This window comes from Nocardia sp. NPDC055002, from assembly GCF_053608825.1.
On the sequence record NZ_JBSGWE010000006.1, the window covers coordinates 27,206 to 42,439 of the forward strand.

29 protein-coding genes and 7 tRNA genes are annotated in these 15,234 nt (G+C 59.3%); 23 read left to right on the forward strand and 13 right to left on the reverse strand.

What is annotated here, in order from left to right; translation table 11 throughout:
* Positions 1-28 precede the first annotated feature (28 nt).
* From ACWF99_RS23600 to ACWF99_RS23655, 12 genes are all read right to left on the reverse strand, one after another.
* Positions 29-112, reverse strand: a tRNA-Ser gene (locus tag ACWF99_RS23600).
* A 4-nt stretch (positions 113-116) separates the two neighbouring features.
* Positions 117-188, reverse strand: a tRNA-Gln gene (locus ACWF99_RS23605).
* A 56-nt stretch (positions 189-244) separates the two neighbouring features.
* A tRNA-Ile gene (locus ACWF99_RS23610) sits at positions 245-317 on the reverse strand.
* Position 318: 1 nt separating this feature from the next.
* A tRNA-Trp gene (locus ACWF99_RS23615) sits at positions 319-395 on the reverse strand.
* A 1-nt stretch (position 396) separates the two neighbouring features.
* Positions 397-471: transfer RNA gene (locus tag ACWF99_RS23620), tRNA-Lys, on the reverse strand.
* 4 nt (positions 472-475) lie between these two features.
* Positions 476-547, reverse strand: a tRNA-Asn gene (locus ACWF99_RS23625).
* A gap of 60 nt (positions 548-607) precedes the next feature.
* A tRNA-Pro gene (locus ACWF99_RS23630) sits at positions 608-681 on the reverse strand.
* A 44-nt stretch (positions 682-725) separates the two neighbouring features.
* Entirely contained in the window at positions 726-1,100 is a 375-nt protein-coding gene (locus ACWF99_RS23635; RefSeq protein WP_452537396.1) for a hypothetical protein, read from the reverse strand.
* 18 nt (positions 1,101-1,118) lie between these two features.
* Positions 1,119-2,237, reverse strand: a complete 1,119-nt coding sequence (locus tag ACWF99_RS23640; protein ID WP_452537397.1) for an SGNH/GDSL hydrolase family protein — start codon at positions 2,235-2,237, stop codon at positions 1,119-1,121.
* Between the two features lie 824 nt (positions 2,238-3,061).
* A complete protein-coding gene (locus ACWF99_RS23645; protein WP_452537398.1) occupies positions 3,062-3,385 on the reverse strand; it encodes an LtfC-like domain-containing protein in 324 nt (107 codons plus the stop codon).
* 76 nt (positions 3,386-3,461) lie between these two features.
* Entirely contained in the window at positions 3,462-3,872 is a 411-nt protein-coding gene (locus tag ACWF99_RS23650; RefSeq protein ID WP_452537399.1) for a phage terminase small subunit, read from the reverse strand.
* Positions 3,873-3,908: 36 nt separating this feature from the next.
* A complete protein-coding gene (locus ACWF99_RS23655; protein WP_452537400.1) occupies positions 3,909-4,199 on the reverse strand; it encodes an HNH endonuclease in 291 nt (96 codons plus the stop codon).
* A 1,620-nt stretch (positions 4,200-5,819) separates the two neighbouring features.
* Here ACWF99_RS23655 and ACWF99_RS23660 point away from each other — a divergent pair.
* The 15 genes from ACWF99_RS23660 to ACWF99_RS23730 all read left to right on the forward strand — a co-directional run bounded on the left by ACWF99_RS23660 (position 5,820) and on the right by ACWF99_RS23730 (position 10,373).
* A complete protein-coding gene (locus ACWF99_RS23660; RefSeq protein WP_452537401.1) occupies positions 5,820-6,059 on the forward strand; it encodes a hypothetical protein in 240 nt (79 codons plus the stop codon).
* A 76-nt stretch (positions 6,060-6,135) separates the two neighbouring features.
* Positions 6,136-6,330 carry a hypothetical protein gene (locus tag ACWF99_RS23665; protein ID WP_452537402.1) on the forward strand — a complete coding sequence of 65 codons (195 nt, stop codon included), beginning with the start codon at positions 6,136-6,138 and terminating at the stop codon, positions 6,328-6,330.
* 40 nt (positions 6,331-6,370) lie between these two features.
* Complete coding sequence (locus ACWF99_RS23670) at positions 6,371-6,529, forward strand: hypothetical protein (protein WP_452537403.1); 159 nt, start codon at positions 6,371-6,373, stop codon at positions 6,527-6,529.
* A gap of 3 nt (positions 6,530-6,532) precedes the next feature.
* Entirely contained in the window at positions 6,533-6,757 is a 225-nt protein-coding gene (locus ACWF99_RS23675) for a hypothetical protein (protein WP_452537404.1), read from the forward strand.
* Positions 6,754-6,984 (forward strand): hypothetical protein, encoded by a 231-nt coding sequence (locus tag ACWF99_RS23680; RefSeq protein ID WP_452537405.1) that lies wholly within the window; start codon positions 6,754-6,756, stop codon positions 6,982-6,984. Before ACWF99_RS23675 ends, ACWF99_RS23680 begins: the two co-directional genes overlap by 4 nt.
* A gap of 65 nt (positions 6,985-7,049) precedes the next feature.
* Positions 7,050-7,268 carry a hypothetical protein gene (locus ACWF99_RS23685; RefSeq protein ID WP_452537406.1) on the forward strand — a complete coding sequence of 73 codons (219 nt, stop codon included), beginning with the start codon at positions 7,050-7,052 and terminating at the stop codon, positions 7,266-7,268.
* 53 nt (positions 7,269-7,321) lie between these two features.
* Positions 7,322-7,546 (forward strand): hypothetical protein, encoded by a 225-nt coding sequence (locus tag ACWF99_RS23690; RefSeq protein ID WP_452537407.1) that lies wholly within the window; start codon positions 7,322-7,324, stop codon positions 7,544-7,546.
* A 2-nt stretch (positions 7,547-7,548) separates the two neighbouring features.
* Complete coding sequence (locus ACWF99_RS23695; protein ID WP_452537408.1) at positions 7,549-7,773, forward strand: hypothetical protein; 225 nt, start codon at positions 7,549-7,551, stop codon at positions 7,771-7,773.
* A gap of 85 nt (positions 7,774-7,858) precedes the next feature.
* Positions 7,859-8,434: a DUF7178 family protein gene (locus ACWF99_RS23700; protein WP_452537409.1), complete on the forward strand. Its 576-nt coding sequence runs from the start codon at positions 7,859-7,861 to the stop codon at positions 8,432-8,434.
* Positions 8,435-8,635: 201 nt separating this feature from the next.
* A complete protein-coding gene (locus tag ACWF99_RS23705) occupies positions 8,636-8,944 on the forward strand; it encodes a hypothetical protein (RefSeq protein ID WP_452537410.1) in 309 nt (102 codons plus the stop codon).
* Between the two features lie 4 nt (positions 8,945-8,948).
* Positions 8,949-9,194 carry a hypothetical protein gene (locus ACWF99_RS23710; RefSeq protein WP_452537411.1) on the forward strand — a complete coding sequence of 82 codons (246 nt, stop codon included), beginning with the start codon at positions 8,949-8,951 and terminating at the stop codon, positions 9,192-9,194.
* 249 nt (positions 9,195-9,443) lie between these two features.
* Complete coding sequence (locus tag ACWF99_RS23715; RefSeq protein WP_452537412.1) at positions 9,444-9,671, forward strand: hypothetical protein; 228 nt, start codon at positions 9,444-9,446, stop codon at positions 9,669-9,671.
* Positions 9,671-9,859 carry a hypothetical protein gene (locus tag ACWF99_RS23720; protein WP_452537413.1) on the forward strand — a complete coding sequence of 63 codons (189 nt, stop codon included), beginning with the start codon at positions 9,671-9,673 and terminating at the stop codon, positions 9,857-9,859. Before ACWF99_RS23715 ends, ACWF99_RS23720 begins: the two co-directional genes overlap by 1 nt.
* A complete protein-coding gene (locus ACWF99_RS23725; RefSeq protein WP_452537414.1) occupies positions 9,859-10,125 on the forward strand; it encodes a hypothetical protein in 267 nt (88 codons plus the stop codon). The genes ACWF99_RS23720 and ACWF99_RS23725 overlap by 1 nt, the downstream gene beginning before the upstream one ends.
* A gap of 11 nt (positions 10,126-10,136) precedes the next feature.
* The gene (locus ACWF99_RS23730; RefSeq protein ID WP_452537415.1) at positions 10,137-10,373 is read left to right on the forward strand and encodes a hypothetical protein; all 237 of its coding nucleotides are present in this window, start codon (positions 10,137-10,139) and stop codon (positions 10,371-10,373) included.
* Between the two features lies 1 nt (position 10,374).
* Here ACWF99_RS23730 and ACWF99_RS23735 read toward each other — a convergent pair whose 3' ends face one another.
* Positions 10,375-11,127, reverse strand: a complete 753-nt coding sequence (locus ACWF99_RS23735) for a helix-turn-helix transcriptional regulator (RefSeq protein ID WP_452537416.1) — start codon at positions 11,125-11,127, stop codon at positions 10,375-10,377.
* Positions 11,128-11,584: 457 nt separating this feature from the next.
* On the opposite strand from ACWF99_RS23735, the gene ACWF99_RS23740 reads away from it, so the two are divergent.
* The 8 genes from ACWF99_RS23740 to ACWF99_RS23775 are packed head-to-tail and all read left to right on the forward strand — an operon-like array spanning position 11,585 to position 15,207.
* Positions 11,585-12,082: an XRE family transcriptional regulator gene (locus tag ACWF99_RS23740; protein WP_452537417.1), complete on the forward strand. Its 498-nt coding sequence runs from the start codon at positions 11,585-11,587 to the stop codon at positions 12,080-12,082.
* A 14-nt stretch (positions 12,083-12,096) separates the two neighbouring features.
* Positions 12,097-12,345 carry a hypothetical protein gene (locus ACWF99_RS23745; protein WP_452537418.1) on the forward strand — a complete coding sequence of 83 codons (249 nt, stop codon included), beginning with the start codon at positions 12,097-12,099 and terminating at the stop codon, positions 12,343-12,345.
* Positions 12,346-12,396: 51 nt separating this feature from the next.
* Complete coding sequence (locus ACWF99_RS23750; protein WP_452537419.1) at positions 12,397-12,846, forward strand: hypothetical protein; 450 nt, start codon at positions 12,397-12,399, stop codon at positions 12,844-12,846.
* On the forward strand, positions 12,846-13,106 hold the full coding sequence (locus ACWF99_RS23755; protein WP_452537420.1) for a hypothetical protein: 261 nt from the start codon (positions 12,846-12,848) through the stop codon (positions 13,104-13,106). The genes ACWF99_RS23750 and ACWF99_RS23755 overlap by 1 nt, the downstream gene beginning before the upstream one ends.
* A 14-nt stretch (positions 13,107-13,120) precedes the next feature.
* On the forward strand, positions 13,121-13,906 hold the full coding sequence (locus tag ACWF99_RS23760; protein ID WP_452537421.1) for a PD-(D/E)XK nuclease family protein: 786 nt from the start codon (positions 13,121-13,123) through the stop codon (positions 13,904-13,906).
* A gap of 21 nt (positions 13,907-13,927) precedes the next feature.
* Positions 13,928-14,692 (forward strand): BRO family protein, encoded by a 765-nt coding sequence (locus ACWF99_RS23765; RefSeq protein WP_452537422.1) that lies wholly within the window; start codon positions 13,928-13,930, stop codon positions 14,690-14,692.
* Between the two features lie 18 nt (positions 14,693-14,710).
* A complete protein-coding gene (locus tag ACWF99_RS23770; protein WP_452537423.1) occupies positions 14,711-14,980 on the forward strand; it encodes a hypothetical protein in 270 nt (89 codons plus the stop codon).
* Positions 14,977-15,207, forward strand: a complete 231-nt coding sequence (locus tag ACWF99_RS23775) for a hypothetical protein (RefSeq protein WP_452537424.1) — start codon at positions 14,977-14,979, stop codon at positions 15,205-15,207. Before ACWF99_RS23770 ends, ACWF99_RS23775 begins: the two co-directional genes overlap by 4 nt.
* Positions 15,208-15,234 lie beyond the last annotated feature (27 nt).

The window sequence follows — 15,234 nt, forward strand, 5'->3', positions numbered from 1 at the left end:
ACTCGTGTAACGCGCAAACCCTCGGGCGCGGAAGGTTGAGGAGTCGAACCCCGCGGTTTCACCCGCCCCCCGGTATTCGACACCGGTCGCCATCCACATAGCGGAACCTTCCAAAGCACCCGATCAAGGATTCGAACCTCAATTCCCTGGGTCAGAGCCAGGTGTCTTGCCAATTAGACGAACCGGATATGCGTCCCTCCCGCACCCGGCCGCTTAATGGCGGTCCGAGTGGAGAAGGCGCTAGTGCTGAATCAAGGAATCGAACCTCGGACACCCGCCATATCAGAGCGGTGCTCTTACCACTGAGCTAATCCAGCTTGGCACGAACAGTAGGACTCGAACCCACAACAGACGGCTTTGGAGACCGCCTCCCCTACCAGTAGGGACCTGTCCGCTTGGTACTTCTGGCAGGAGTCGAACCTGCGTCTGGGGATTAAGAGTCCCTAGCTAAACCACCTCAGCTACAGAAGCAAAGCTGATACGGAAGGACTCGAACCTTCACCTCGCGACTTAACAGGTCGCTGCTCTGCCATTGAGCTACGCATCATTAACCCCGGAGAACGGTCCCTCCGGGCGGTTCCATCCGGTTTTCATCCCCGATGGCCTGTCTGAACGGGAGGATTTGAACCTCCGACCCCCTGAATCCAAATCAGGTGCGCTACCTGGCTGCGCTACGCTCAGTTGCCCTGTATTTCTAGAGCCGCCAGGGAGCGGCTGGTCAGGTGTTACCCGATAATCTGGGGGATCTCCGTCTCGTGGTTAGGGGTTGGGGCGACAGCGATACTCAAGTCGTTCGGAGTGTCTGGCCTAAGCCCTTCCCACCCGACACGGTGGATGAGAACGCCGTCCGTGGCCCCGTACGAGTACGGCAAGAATTCTGAGTCATCCGGGAATCCCCATGCCTTCCCCGCGGACTTTCTAATCAGTACCCGGTACCCGCTCTTCTCGACGGGGTCGATCGAGGGGGCCGTGGCTGTGAAGACCAGATCGGCGTGTGTACCCGTTACGTTAGTGACTCCGATGAATTGTGGTTCGACCGAAAAATACAGGTACGTCCAGAACGTGGTTAGCTGGACATTGCGAATGTCGACGGCAGTCATTGATCCCCTACTTCTGTATCAGTACCGAGGAAGATAACCTCGGAGGATATTGGCAAGTACCATCTTTCCTTGCCATGACGGGTGGATATTGTCAGCACACGCGATTGACACGTCGAGAGCGGATGCAGACGAACTTCGAGTCGCCTTGTCAACGTCGATAATCGTCTCGGCATCAATTTGAAGCGTCGCCAACCAGTCGTTAAACGTCGCGCGGTGCCCCTCGGGCGTCGCGGCGAGCGAACGCGCCATGACGTTCACAATGTAGATCGGCTTGTCTGGACCTATAATCGCCCTAGTGTTGTTGACCACCGAGGTGATATCTGCCTGAACCTGGGCAGCGGTTCGACCCGCAGCCAAGTCATTACTTCCAAGGCCGACCACGGCTCCGTCCCAAGGGCCTGTCGTAGTGAACCGCGAGTACTGGTGGTACGACGGACTCGCCCAGGCCGAGCACAGCGAATTAGATAGCGCCATGTTCTGCGAGAGTGCGTTGTTCATCTCCGCCCAGTGGTGCGGGTACGCGAGATTGGAGTTGGCTGGGCTGATCTGGCCGGGGGCCCGAGGGCCACTGAGACCCTCCATGATCGAGTCCCCGACAAACAGCCAGGCTGGCTTATCCGTCAGCGTCTCGTATTCGATACCCCAGGTTGTGGGGACCGATGCGACTGATGCGCCTGCGGTAATCGCAGGGTCCACACCCGACGTTGCGTTCGTCCAAACCCAGCACTTGCCAGAACCATTCTGAACCGTCCCCGCAGGGCCGGTAAATGCGATACCCAGCAGGTGATCGACACCCTCTTGGAACTGGTCGGAAGGACCTTCGATCCAGGGCGAGACGTAGTAAGTGCCGTCGCCAGGAATTGCAAAATCGGTGGCGATGACGGTGGACGCGGTATTACCCACGAACGTTCCCGAGTCGACGTTGCCCGACTTGGCATGGACGCCGATGACGAGCTTCTTGCCCGTGAGGGCGAGCTTGTTGGAGTTCGCGATGTTGTCCCAGTTGCGAATCCGAAGACGCCAGCGGGTGGTCGTCGTATTCAGCTTCACCTGGACGCGGAAGCTGCACGCCGCCGCGTTCACAGTGCTCGAGTAATAGCCCTGTCCGCCGTTGCCGAACCCGAGGAGCTTGGTCACAGGTGTTGTCCCGCCTTCGCCGACGCCGAGGAGTGTGCGTGCCGTCGCGGCATCGGCCGCGGTGACCAACGACCGACCCAGCGAGGTCGAGCCAGACAAATCCGTGACCGGGTGCGTGTGCGTCGAGGGAGTGAACGTTGTCGGCTTGTCCGTGATGCCCGACCACGAGGTCGTGCCAGCCGGACCTGTAGCGCCGGTATCACCCTTCGGACCGGCGGGGCCGGTCGCGCCAGTTGCGCCAGCAGCTCCGGGTGTACCGGGGATGCCCTGGATGCCCTGAGCGCCCGTGGCACCCGTAGCGCCGGGAGTTCCCGGAGGACCCTGGATGCCCTGTGGCCCTTGCGGGCCCTGTGGACCCTCGGCACCCGTGACCGGAGTACCGCTCGGTTCAGGAGGCCAGCCCGCGGAGTAGCGGTAGAGCTTGCCACCGGCCATCCACACGTCGCCGTTGGTAGCCGTGGCAGGTAGCTCGGAGTAGGTAGTTACCTGTCCGTCGATCCGAAGGCCATCGCCTTCTGGACCAACCGGTCCTTCGTCGCCTGTGTCGCCCTTCGGGCCTTGTGGACCGATCGGTCCTACGGGCCCCTGAGCACCGGTTTCGCCTGTGGAACCTGTTGCACCCTGAACACCCTGGATGCCTTGTGGACCAGTCGGTCCAACGTCACCCTGGTCGCCCTTCGGGCCTTGTGGACCCTGCGGTCCAGTCTGGCCCGGTACCGAGATGATCTTGCCCACCGGCAGCACCGGGGAGCCGATGATTGAACCGTTCGGTGTGCCGACATACGAGGTACCCGGTACACCCTCGGGGGGGAATCCGCGGAGCCTCACCCGATCACCGTCACAGTGCCTCGGGCGATGGGGTCGCCACCAGCGGCCTCACCGTCGGCGAGGAACACGAGCTGCCACCGAACCTTGTTCAGGGTCTCGAGGACGTTCTCGGACTCGACCTTGAGGGTCGCCAGTGAGCCGGCGATCACGAAGTCCCACTCGGTTGGAGTGGTGCCGGTCTGAAGCTCGAAGTAGAGCCGGCCGGGCGGGAACGGCGCAGGAGCGCCAGAGATCCCGATGTTCTCGAAGTTCCACTTGAAGTCGCGGTTCTTCCAGAGGACCAGGGTGTCCGCGTCCAAGCGGATGCCAATATCGGCCATTGGGCCTCCTTCTGTTAATAGTCAAGTCAGCCTCGGGGGAGGGAACCGCAGAACGGCTCAACCGCCCCCGAGGGAGCTACTGGAGCTTCTCCAGCAGCCGATCCGTGAAGTCCAGCACCTTGGCCGTGGACTGGTTACGCTCAATCTCGAGCTTCACTCGTCGCCGGGAACCTTCGGAGACGAGGAGGTCCGTAAACATCTGGTTCACCGAGACCAGAAGCTGTGCGGACGGACGAGAGGACTTGAGCAGACCGTCTGCGAAGTGGAGAGCGAACTTCGCGTAGGTCCAGTCGCTGGCCTCGTAGTAACGAGACTGCGCGGATTCGATCAGGGAGTCGTAGATGTCTACGACGAGTGGATGCGGATCATCCATACCAAGCTCGGGGATATCCACCGAGCCCACTACTTCGATCTTGTCGATTGGTCCGTCGTTGTTCCGACGGATGCGTTCATCACTGCGCTTAGGCACAGGGCCGCGAGAACCCACTTGTTCAACCTCCTGGGTTAAGAGCGCTCCTGGCACTCATCTACTCCCAGGGTGTCGTTCAGTGGGTCGCTTCCTCTGGGCTCGTAATTGTTCTCGACGAGTCACGCCCTCGCGGGCGGACTTGATTCCATGGCAGCGAGAACACGCTGCCCGGAGATTCCCGAGGGAATGGTCATTCCCGCGGAGTATGTGATCCACCTCGTTGGCTGCCCCGAGGCAGCTCCGTCCTTGGATCTGGCAGATCCACTGATCCCGGCGAAGCACCTGGCTTCGCAGAGCCTCCCAGTTCTCTGGTAGGTCAGCAGATCTATTAGAAGAGGACCACACCGGTGGTCCTCCTTATATATAAGGCAGCCGTCGGGCTGCCGATGTGTTTAGACCGGCCTCTGAGGGCCGGTTAATACCGTGAGTCTGAGCCGCCTGCGGGGCGGCTCTAACAAGAGCCGAGGGGAACCGAGGCTGATCCCAATCACCCTCCGTATGGTTCCCTCTTTCCCTTACACTCTGTAGTACATGTAATAATCCAAATCGAGTCCGCGCGGACTATGTAAGGTGACGTACTTCACATAGACCTCTAGAATCGCCTGTGATATATCGGGGGTACTAGGGCATCGCCTGGCGAGGCGGGGCCGTCTCCGTGGCGTGTAGGGGGCAAGAACACCGGCTCCAGGCCGGCTCTCTGCTCTCGTGAACCTTAAAACCCGTACAAGACCTGGCACCCGCATTACGATGCGATCAAGCGTGCGGGGGCGAGGGCATACCCCCTGGGTATACCCAGGGATACTGGCGAGTAACCTGCAAGGCGCAATCTACCCATCAGTAACCTACTCAGTAGTAACTTACGATTCCGAATGTTACTCAGCAGTAGTAAGCGGGGAAATCCCGCGATCCTAGTGCACACTCACCCGGTGCACAACCCAGTGTGTCCCATCCCACACACCCACCGTCCACACCCCCGGCAGGGGAGGGGAGTACCCACCTAGTGCCCTGTCCCTGCCCGCACACCCCACACACCCGGTGCCCTAGTCCTGTGCCCTGTCTGCCCCGGTGCTGCCCTCCCCTGTAGGAGGGGGGTCTATATAGGGGGTGTCTGGCAGGGGGTCTACCAGGGGGGATACGGTTCGATTTGACTCTTAACGAACCGTGCCGTAGATTCGTAATCGTTCGGCCAGCAACACCGGCCGAATCGGAGCCAGAATCGGATTTCGAATTCGAGCTTGACTCTTAACCGATCGGTTCGCTAGATTGGTTTCAGTGCCTAGAGCACATGATCTTCCGGGAACTTTGGTTCCCGCCAATTCAACAGTGTGAATCTCGAAAGCGGGAATTACCGCTTGACTCTGAACGCGAGACCGACTAGTTTCGGTGTCAGCAATTCAATAGGGTGCGAGTCAGACCAGGGTTTACCTGAGACGCGCGGTGAGGGCAAGTGACCTCAAATACCACGGTTTGACTCTTAACCACCCAGATGATACGCTGAAAGCGTGAAAGTCCCGGCCAGAACATCGGCCGGAGAGATTCACACAACGGCTTGACTCTTAACCGGAAATCGGATAAGCTGAGAGCCACAAGGGCAGGACGGACAGCAACCGCCGAGGTTGTGACCGGCACTCTGCGAGTACTTTGAGAACTGAATAGTGGACCTGAGATTCTTCCTGGTAGAGGTAACCGAAACCAGGAGATTACGGGCTTAGGGATGAGCGAGCGCGATGCCAACGCGCTGTTGACGGACAAACCGGAAGCAATGATCCCCTAGGCAAGCTCACCTGAGACGTGAGCGGGAACGTCGGTACCGCAGACAAGCGGCCCGATAGGAGGGAATCTCAGACAGGCCACCCAACAAATACCCAAGGAAACGTGAGTTTCCTGTCTCACCTACCAGCTACGCCAGTGGTAGGTGCGGATTAGATACTCACCAAGGCTTGACCCTTAACGAAAGGAATCACCATGTCTGTGACTCTCGCAAAAGCCTCCGACGCTACCGAGAACGTGTTCGAAGAATTCTTCCGACAGGTGCAGATCGGCCTGAACTTCGAACGGCTTATCCAGGCCGTGGCCGACGGAGACGTGACCCACAACGGTCAGTACGAACAGACCGCGCTGGCAAACGCTCACTACGAGCTCGATCCCCTGTACTCGAATGACCTGAATGCGCTGGCATACGTGTTCTCGCTCCAGGTGGCTTGACTCTTAACATCCCGCAACGGTTGTACGCAAGGTTCGATTCCTGCGGCGGGAGCTTTAGAAACGTACGACGAAAGGCATGAGCATGTTCGCCTCAACCCTGAACAAGACCCAGCTCGCCACCGCTCGTGAAGTGTTGGCTGCGAATCCCTTCGACCCCATGGTGGGTCTGGTGATCTGGCATACCGGCGATCTGGCGACAGCCACTGCCGAGGAAGCCATCACCAACACAGATATCGCCTACCCGCTCGAAGACCTGGTGGGCCTGCTCTGATATCCGTCCCGACAATCGACTAGCACTGATCGGATAAGACATGAACGCCGTCATCAACGCTCGCAAAAAACAAGTCATCGACTATGCGGCTGACCGGTACATCGCACTTACCCCCGAAGACATCACCAACTCCGCGGGGACCCTCACGATCGACGGAATGAATCCGTTCGATTGGGTCGACGCAATGAGTCAGGACTAAGACATGCGTAACGCAATGATCCATGCGGTTATCGAGTACGACAACCGCGAAGCCAAGAAACCAGCGCACAACATCTATGCGCTGCCGCAATACCTCAAAGGTGTGGATGTCGCGGCCACCGAGTTCGAGAACGGTTCGAATCTTGAGGACTCAGTGAACAGCGCATTCCATGGAAGGCTCGCTGCCTTCATCATCCGTTCCTGCCGCAAAATGGAGAACAAGAAATGACCGAGATAATAGCTGCCATCCTCGCATTGTTCGTAGGCTTCGGCTGCCTCGAAGCGGCACCGGCCGCATTCGAAACACCGGAGGTGTCGTGCCAGGAGGATGAACCATGCTGGCGCTGGTACATGGGCAACGGCACACCCGGACCTGACGCGCCGCCGTACATGTGGCTGCCGGAAGGCTCGGAGTGGGACGCAATCGCGCCGCTGTACGGCTACATCGAGGATTGATGACCCATCGGATAGGCGAGTGATCGCCTGTCCCCTTGGATTCTCAAACCAACAAAGGATTCGCCATGATGCGTAACCAAGTCTTCAGTGCCGAGATCAAGTCGGTCAAGCGCCTCAAGAATTCGGTAAACGGTAACCCGAGGTGGGAACTGTTCACCGACGAAGGCAACTACAAGACTCGGCAGGATTCCCAGTGCGGCTACATCGTGTGCCAGGGCTGGAACAACAAAGACTCGATCCTGACCACCGACGGTACCGGCGCTGTCGTCGGCATCGACATCTGAAAGGCAACGTCATGCTCAAGATATCCCGGCGTGAACTGACCCGAGCCCGAGACATGGTGTACGGGGACGCAACCCGTGTGATTGTCCAGGGTGAGGCTCGGACGATTCGAATCAAGTCAGACCAGGTTTCGACCGCGATCGAGGCCGCCCACTACCTCATCGAGGTCACCGGATTCCACGCGGCAGACGTGCTCGACTCGATGACTATCGAGGGTGTCGGCACCGATGAAGTCATCGTGGATCTCCCACACACCACGGTTCAGAAATGGGGGGAGTGATTATGAAAGTGATCACACTGCACTGGAAAGAATATACCGAACATTCCGCGATCGTCGAAGTGCCCGAAGACTTCGACCTCGAGGATCTCAGCAAGTACAAAATGGATACGGCGGTAGCCAACCTCGACCAAATGACCGAAGACGAATGGTGCGAGCGAACAGACTTCAGCGCGGCTGAAGGTGCGGAGTACCCGCAATCTATCGAGCCATTGCGCTACTACCAGTGAACAACAGCCCGCGAGCCCCATGGCTTAGGCATACGTAGGTTCGATTCCTACGGCGGGCACTTGACCCTTAACGAAAGGTAAGGCCATGACGCACACCGAGGCGCTCGCACGAATCGACCTGACTACCCGCAAGGTCACCAACAACATCATGAGCGTGTTCGGCCGTGCGACCGAGGATCAGATTCTGGAAGGCAAGGTCTGGTACGCCGAAGCGCAAGCGCTGGCCGCCGAACTGTCCGAGGCCGGAGACATCACGGTCGAGCAGGCAGGCATCGTGATTGCGCAGCTCTCCCCGCGGCTTCCGTGGGACAAGAATGTCTCAGCCGCCCGAGCGTTGGTTGCCGGTGAGCCCGTGACAGGTGTGATCGGTGCGAGCATCGCCCGAGCCATGGCGGCTATGGCTACCGAGACGCCGTGGGATACGTTCGGGAAGGCACCGAAGACGCGAGCCTTCGCCGCCAACATCATCGGTGACGACGACGCTGTGACCGTAGATGTGTGGGCCTGCCGAGTCGCAGGTATCACCGAGCAACAGCTCACAAGGGTTGGCGTGTACGACGCCGTAGCGCACTGCTACCGGCTCGCCGCCAAGCGGGCAGGTATCGCGCCTGCCGCAATGCAAGCCATCACCTGGATTGTCCAGCGTGGCTCGGCTGCATAAGCCTTGACTCTTAACCGTGTGATTGGTTCACCCGACCGTTCGTCCCGCACGAACGGTCTATGAACTGCTCAACATTCGAAAGGCAAGACAATGGCCCAGATATTCCCTGGTGACGTAGTCCGTCTGGTGTTCCCATGGCGGAATATGCCCGAAGGCTCGGAGGGTGTCGTAATCGCGTATGCCGGAGGTCAGCCGGGAGTTATGACGATCGCTGTGCGATTCGTCAATGACGACGGGGATGCGCTCGGGGTTTTCCAGGTTCCACTGATGTCGCTGACAAGGGTTCGCTCCGAACCCGAAGCGTTGATGTGGGACCAACTGCGCGCCGCAGCGCGGGGCGAGTTTCCGTCCGAGCACTGGGATTCTGCGGACGACTTCTTGGCGAACCGTATCTGCAAGGCACGGCGAAGCGGTTTCGACTGGGCGTTCATCTCGGGCGCAACCCAGCTCACCGGGCATCGGGTCCGTGAGATTTGGGCAGAGGCATCTACCGAAAAGGTCGGGGAGTAAAGACATGGCGAAAGACGTCCAGATTCGATACCTCCATTCTCGTACCGGCACGCCGTTTGTTGCGGCAGTCGACTACGACTCCGAGGACAAATCACTCACGATCGCGACCAGCGCCGCGTATGGCTGGCGCTCGGCGCATCGAGACTTCGCACAAGATTCGCTGAAGGGTCGAATCCTGCGGGAGGCGGAACGCAAGTTCAAAGCCAAGACCGGTGAATTGTGCGTTGTTACCACCTGGGAGACGAAATGACCCCCGAAGAAATCATCGAGGGTGTCCTCGATCAGTGCGATACGCACCGCCACTACTCCGGGAACGACTTCAAGACATCGTCGATTATCCGAGCGCTCACCGAAGCCGGATACGCAATCACTAAGGATTCGTAATGCGAAACGTTCACTCGATCCTGATGGGTCACGACACTGATCCGAACGGCCGTCCGCTGGCGCTGGTGATCTTCACCGATCGCCGCGCCGAGTACATCCCTCACGAGGAACTGTGATGCGGAAGTTTCCCGCCCTCACTGAGATGAAGGCTTCGACCCTGGGTGTCGGAGACACCTACTTCCGCATCGCCAACGGAAGGGTTGACGGTCCGCTCCGAGTGGAGCGTGTCCGCTTGGACACCAGCTACTCGGTTCCGTATCTAGTCATCGTGTTCTCGCGCATCGGGGGCGGCAGCGGCCGGTCGACCGTCAGCGCAGAGTCCTACGTCTACAGGGTGTCGTGATGGACATCCGAACCATCCGAGACGGGCAGGAGTACCGAGCCGTTGTCGGCGGCAAGACCCTCGTGTTCGAGCGCGCCGAGGGGGAGGTTGCGATCTTCTCGGCCAGGGGTCACTTCGGCCGGTGGAGCCTTGACAGGTTCGGGGGAACGTTGTCCCCGGCCAGCATCCGCGAATTCCTGGAGGCGTGATGTCGATCTACCAGGAGTACCGCCGTCGGTCCGAGGACGAGTTCGACTCGGTCCTCGAGATGTGGCGAGCGTTCGCCGATGACGCCGGATCGCTCGCCGACTGGGGCGAGCCGGATCACGTAATCCGCGGGATGAACCTGTGCACCGACGCACGGGAGTCTGGCATTCAGTGGATGGCCGACCTACGAGTCGAGGCCGAGTCCCTGCTGGAAGACATGGGTTACGGCTACGAGTTCGACCACGGCTACGTCATCTATAAGCACTGAGAGGTTTCGACATGACTGAAGTACTGGTTACCGCTGTCAAGCACCTGGCAAGTTGTTTCGACGGGATGGTTGCCGACCACACCGCCGAGTCGTTCTCGTGCTCCGAGGTGGAAGCTTTGGCCGACGTGTTCCGAGCGATCGGTAACAACGCTCTGGCCGAGGAGTGGATCGGTTCGCACGCCGACGGAGACGACTGCGGAGACATGCACCACGAGTGCGAAGAGTGTGAAGACTGGGACGGGGAATGAGCTAGGCAGCAACGGGCGCTGCTAAAGGTACGAATCGGTAAGTGAGCCATGACCGAGGCGGCAAGGCCGGGTTGTCGATCCGCAGCATAAAGCTATGGAGCTGGTCGTTCTGGTCTCGGAGCCGAATCTGCCCGACACCTTCGAGCTGTGTCGGTGTGCTGGCCCACATCTCTTTCCAATCGGGGTGGTGCTTGCACATGTCGATTACTCGCTGTACGTCCTCGCGCGGAGCCATGGTCGGCCCCAGAACCCGCAGGCCGTAGACCAGCCCGTGGGCGTACTTGAGTGCATCGGGGCTCATCTGTTGGCCCTCGTCGGAGAGCAGGAAGGCAAGCAGGTTACCTCCGGGCTGGAGCCCGGAGGTGATCTCAAGCCATCGTGGGTTTGCCCCGATAACGTCACCTAGCGGTGGATCGAGGATCAGCACCGGGTACGGATACGCGGCGAGATCGACATGATCACCGCTGAACAGTATGTTCGGAAGTTGCTGACCTACAGCTTCGGTCAGGCCGGGACGGAGCACCGAGAGGATTGGTGCCCTGAAGGCGCTGGGGATGTTGAGAGCTTCGAACAACGCCGCCACCAGATCCAGGCCGGGCTCACGTTTGCCCTGTTCAATCGCCTGAATCGTGGTGAGGGCCCACCCTACGCGGCGGGCAAGCTCCCCCTGGGTGAGGCTGAGCCGGCTGCGGGTCGTCCTCACGAACAGGGCAAAAGCATCTCTCGGCCGCCCCCCGTCGTACTGATCAGCCATCGTTACACCTCTTCTTCCTTCCAGGTGGTCGTTTTTGTACGACCCCGTGTCGTTGACGTGCCAACAATTTTACGGAACATTTACCTGTGAAAGCTCCCAGCTAGGGATGAGCTAACTCACCATGGTGTGAGCTAGATCATGGTTTAGGTCGCAGATTCGAACGCGTGTTCGACCGCGTGACCGTGCCGCTCCGACGGCGAAAGACTTCGCAACTTGCAGATACGTGAGGCTGTTCAAACTGAACCTATCGAACGACAGGCACGGCTAGGCCGAGGGTGACACCACTCTCAAGGTTTAAACTGTGACGGTCGTCACCTACCGGCTAGACCGCCTGCCGCGCCCTGGCTGTATCACTAATAGTCAGGCGTGCCTTCCGGGCTCGCTTCCCTTGACACGGAAGGAAGTATAGTCTTGACCCTGAACGAGATTTTTCACCCCTGGAGTGGGAGTAAGAAACATGCCAGAGGAAGACCAGAAGCTGACTCTCTCGATTGTTGAAGCCTTGAAAAACAAGGGTTTCACGCAGTCCGAGATTGCTAAGCAATACAACGTAACGAAGCAGTATGTTTCGTGGATCAAGAGGACGTACGGCGGGTCCTTGACACCCCGCGAGATCGTCCTCCAAGAGTTTCCGTGGGCGGTGTCTAACCACTTTACGCAGACATCGCCGTACCAGCGGCTCCGTGACCATGGCGAGTATGTCGCCACGGGCGGTAAAGGCATGGCCGAGTACAAGCTCGAAAGGCTTCGAGCGTTCTACAAAAAACTTCATACTGGGTACGTGATCGAGTTCGATCCTGATATACCGGCGTCAGAAAGTATGACGAAACGGGGAGGGTTCGCGCTGCGGGACCGAACCCCTGAGGACGGCGACCTTCTCATTCGGGTCAACGACCACACCACTCTCACCGACAAAGGCAAGATGATCTGGCGGTTCCCGGCAGTGGAGCCGTAGGAAGGCACGACCACATGAGCGCGATCCCTGATTGCTCAAATATCGAACTCCCCGCGTTCATGTACGCCAGGATGTACGAAACCGGAAAACAGCAGTCCCTGATGGTTTACCGCTCCACGATGGTTCGAGACGACGACCCGTGTTACGAGCCGGTTGCCAAGTGGAGGGTTGACGCTGACGAGGTGTACTCCGTCCTGGTCGAAGACGAGATGATGATGATGGGCACCGCCGAGTTGGCGTGCTATGCCAAGGAAATTCCTTAGTGGGTTGAGGTACCCTCCCCGCGAAACTTGTTGCTACAGAAGGGTTCACACATGTCCGAACCGACTGTCATCCTGACTACCGCAGACCTGGCGACCTGGCCTCGGGTCCAGGAAGTCATCGAGTACTGCGATACCCGTGAGCTGGATACTGCGGGAGCCATCCAGGCCCTGGTGAACTCGGGGCTGTCGCACCAGCGCCGCCCACGGAGCTTTGCCGAGCAACAGCGGGTGTCGGCGGACTTCGCCGAGGCGAACGGCTACGAGGTCGTCGAGCGACTGGAGGACGAGGGTCTGGTCCGTGTCGACGACATCGAGCCGGCCCCGGACCGGGTGTATGTCATGAGCTTCTCTCACGAAGGCATCGGCTACACCTCGACGCATCGAACCTACGACGGAGCCGAGGCTCGACTCCACGAGAAGGCCGCAGAGTTCGGATTCGCGAACCTGTTGAAGGCCGACGAACTCACGTTCGGCATCAGCTACCTCGATGTGGAGGAATGATGGGCGAGCAGATCATCAAGTACCCCGACCGTGACCGGTATGCCGTGCTCTCTAGCGTGACGGACACGTTCGTGATCCTCGACGCCACCCGTGAGGAGATTATCGAGGATCGGGTTGCGGAGGCTGCGGAGCGTGCCCGCGAGCAGGCCGAGGAAGTATTCCGGAAACTCGACGCAGGGCAGCCGCTGTACTACCAGTTCGCAAAGACCTGGGAAGAGGCTTGCGAGATCAATCGTGAGAATGGCGGGGAGGAACCGTGAATTAATGGAGGAGAATGCACAGATCAGTATCACAACGGAATAGTTATCATCGGTGTAGCTGGGGCTACAAACTAGAGCGGTTGGACGGCTGTTGGCAGCGTCCAGCCGCTTGGTTGTATCAAGGCACGGCGGTTCACTACGCCGCCGAGGTGTGGGAGCTTTCAGGGCGCACAATGTCCCTGGAGGACGCACAAGACGCTTACCGGGAGTCGTACGCCAAGGAGACCAACGAAGCCCTGGCTGCCGATCCGAATATGGAGGTGTGGTTCCGCTCGGGACCGTACGCCGGGGAGCAAGACATCCAGCGCCGATTCCAGATCGGGCTGGAACAGGTCGAGAAGTATCTGGCCTGGTATGCAGCGCACCCGTGGGAAGTCATCGCGAAGACTCGCGAGGGCAAACTCATGGCGGAGATCGGGTTCGATATGGACCTGGGCGGCGTGAAGGTTCGGGGGTACATCGACGCCGTGATCTACGACGAGAAGCGCAAACTGTGGATCGTCCGAGACAACAAAACCGGCAACAAACCGGGCGATGATTTCCAGCTCGGCACCTACAAGGTCGCCCTAGAGGAGATGGGCGAAGTCGAGCCCGGAGAGATCACCATCGGTGACTACTGGATGGGTCGAACCGGCAAGCCCACCACGGAGTTTGACATCTCCGACTGGACGCGTGACGCGATCCGCGGGGAGTTCATCGAGTTGGAAGCCTTGATCACCGCTGGGGAGTTCGAACCGGACCCTGAGCCAAACAAGTGCATGTTCTGCAACGTCCAAACGTCATGTTCTTTTGCGGCATGACTTGACTATTAACGAGGAGAAATGGAACTAGCCAGCTACGAGGAGTCGCCCTTCGAGGAGATTCGACAGGTTGCCGACGACGGCCAGGAGTTCTGGTCGGCACGTGACCTGATGCCCTACCTCGGATACCTCGAATGGAGGAACTTCGCGGATGCGATAACGCGGGCGAAGATGACTTGTTCGAACAGTGGACAGTCTGTGACCAGCAATTTTGGTGACGCCACCAAGATTACTGGTACAAGACATGCTACAGACTTCTACTTGTCTCGGTACGCCTGCTACCTGGTAGCCATGAACGGTGACCCTCGCAAGCCCGAGGTTGCGGCAGCTCAGACGTACTTCGCGGTCAAGACCCGCGAGGCAGAGCTGGTGCAGCAGCAGATCCCCGAGACATACGCGGAAGCCTTGAGGGCGGCGGCTCATGAGAACGAGATGCGGGTCATTGCGGAGACCAAGGTGGAAGCCCTGGCCCCGAGGGCGTTATCTGCTGAATCGGCAGAGGAACGCAAGGGTGGGCAGACTATCGCGGACCTTCGCCACGAAATTATGCCCGCCTTGGGTGTGACCTGGAGAAACACTATGAAGGCGGTCGCGTTGGCGGGAGCCATTACCCCGCGCGCCTCGGGGTACACCGTCGGCCGTGGCTGGGATGACCTGTTGATCAACACAATGTACGAACTGGAGGGCAAGGAGTACGCCTCGGGGACGGTCCGTATCCGTCCCGGCAAGCAGATCGAATTCATGACCAGGTTGAAGCGCGCGTACGCTGCCGCGCTTTCGGCTTGACTCTTAACAAGGAGAGCTATGAACGGTGAACACGACGATATCGAGTACGACGGGAAGGACTGGGACCCGAACCACCCGCTGCTGAAGCTGCCGGGCGCACCCCACGAAACCGCGGGCGTGCTCCGCATCAAGAACACCGGGATGCCGGGCAATGACCTGATGAAGCTGTGGGGGCTCCGCGCCACCACGCTGATGAACCAGCTCCAAAAAGGGTTGGACCAAGTGCAACTCGCTGGCCGGCTCGGGCTGCCGATCCACGATGCACTGATGCCGAAAGGGACCGTATGAGTAGTTACCTGTCCGCCCAAGAGCTTTCGGGTGAACACATCGGCTCGGTAGTCGAGTTCAACTGGAAGTTCCCACACTCGAACGTAGAGGCCCTGATCACTGGGGAGCTTCGCGAGATCCACCACGACGGCTCCGACGAGGTGTCGCTGAACCTCTGCGGTCCGGGCTCCGTGGGGGACAAGACCGAGTTCACCGTCACCACGATCACGACGGTTCAGATCGACTAGGGGGACTCGTGCAAACAAGCGACTGGA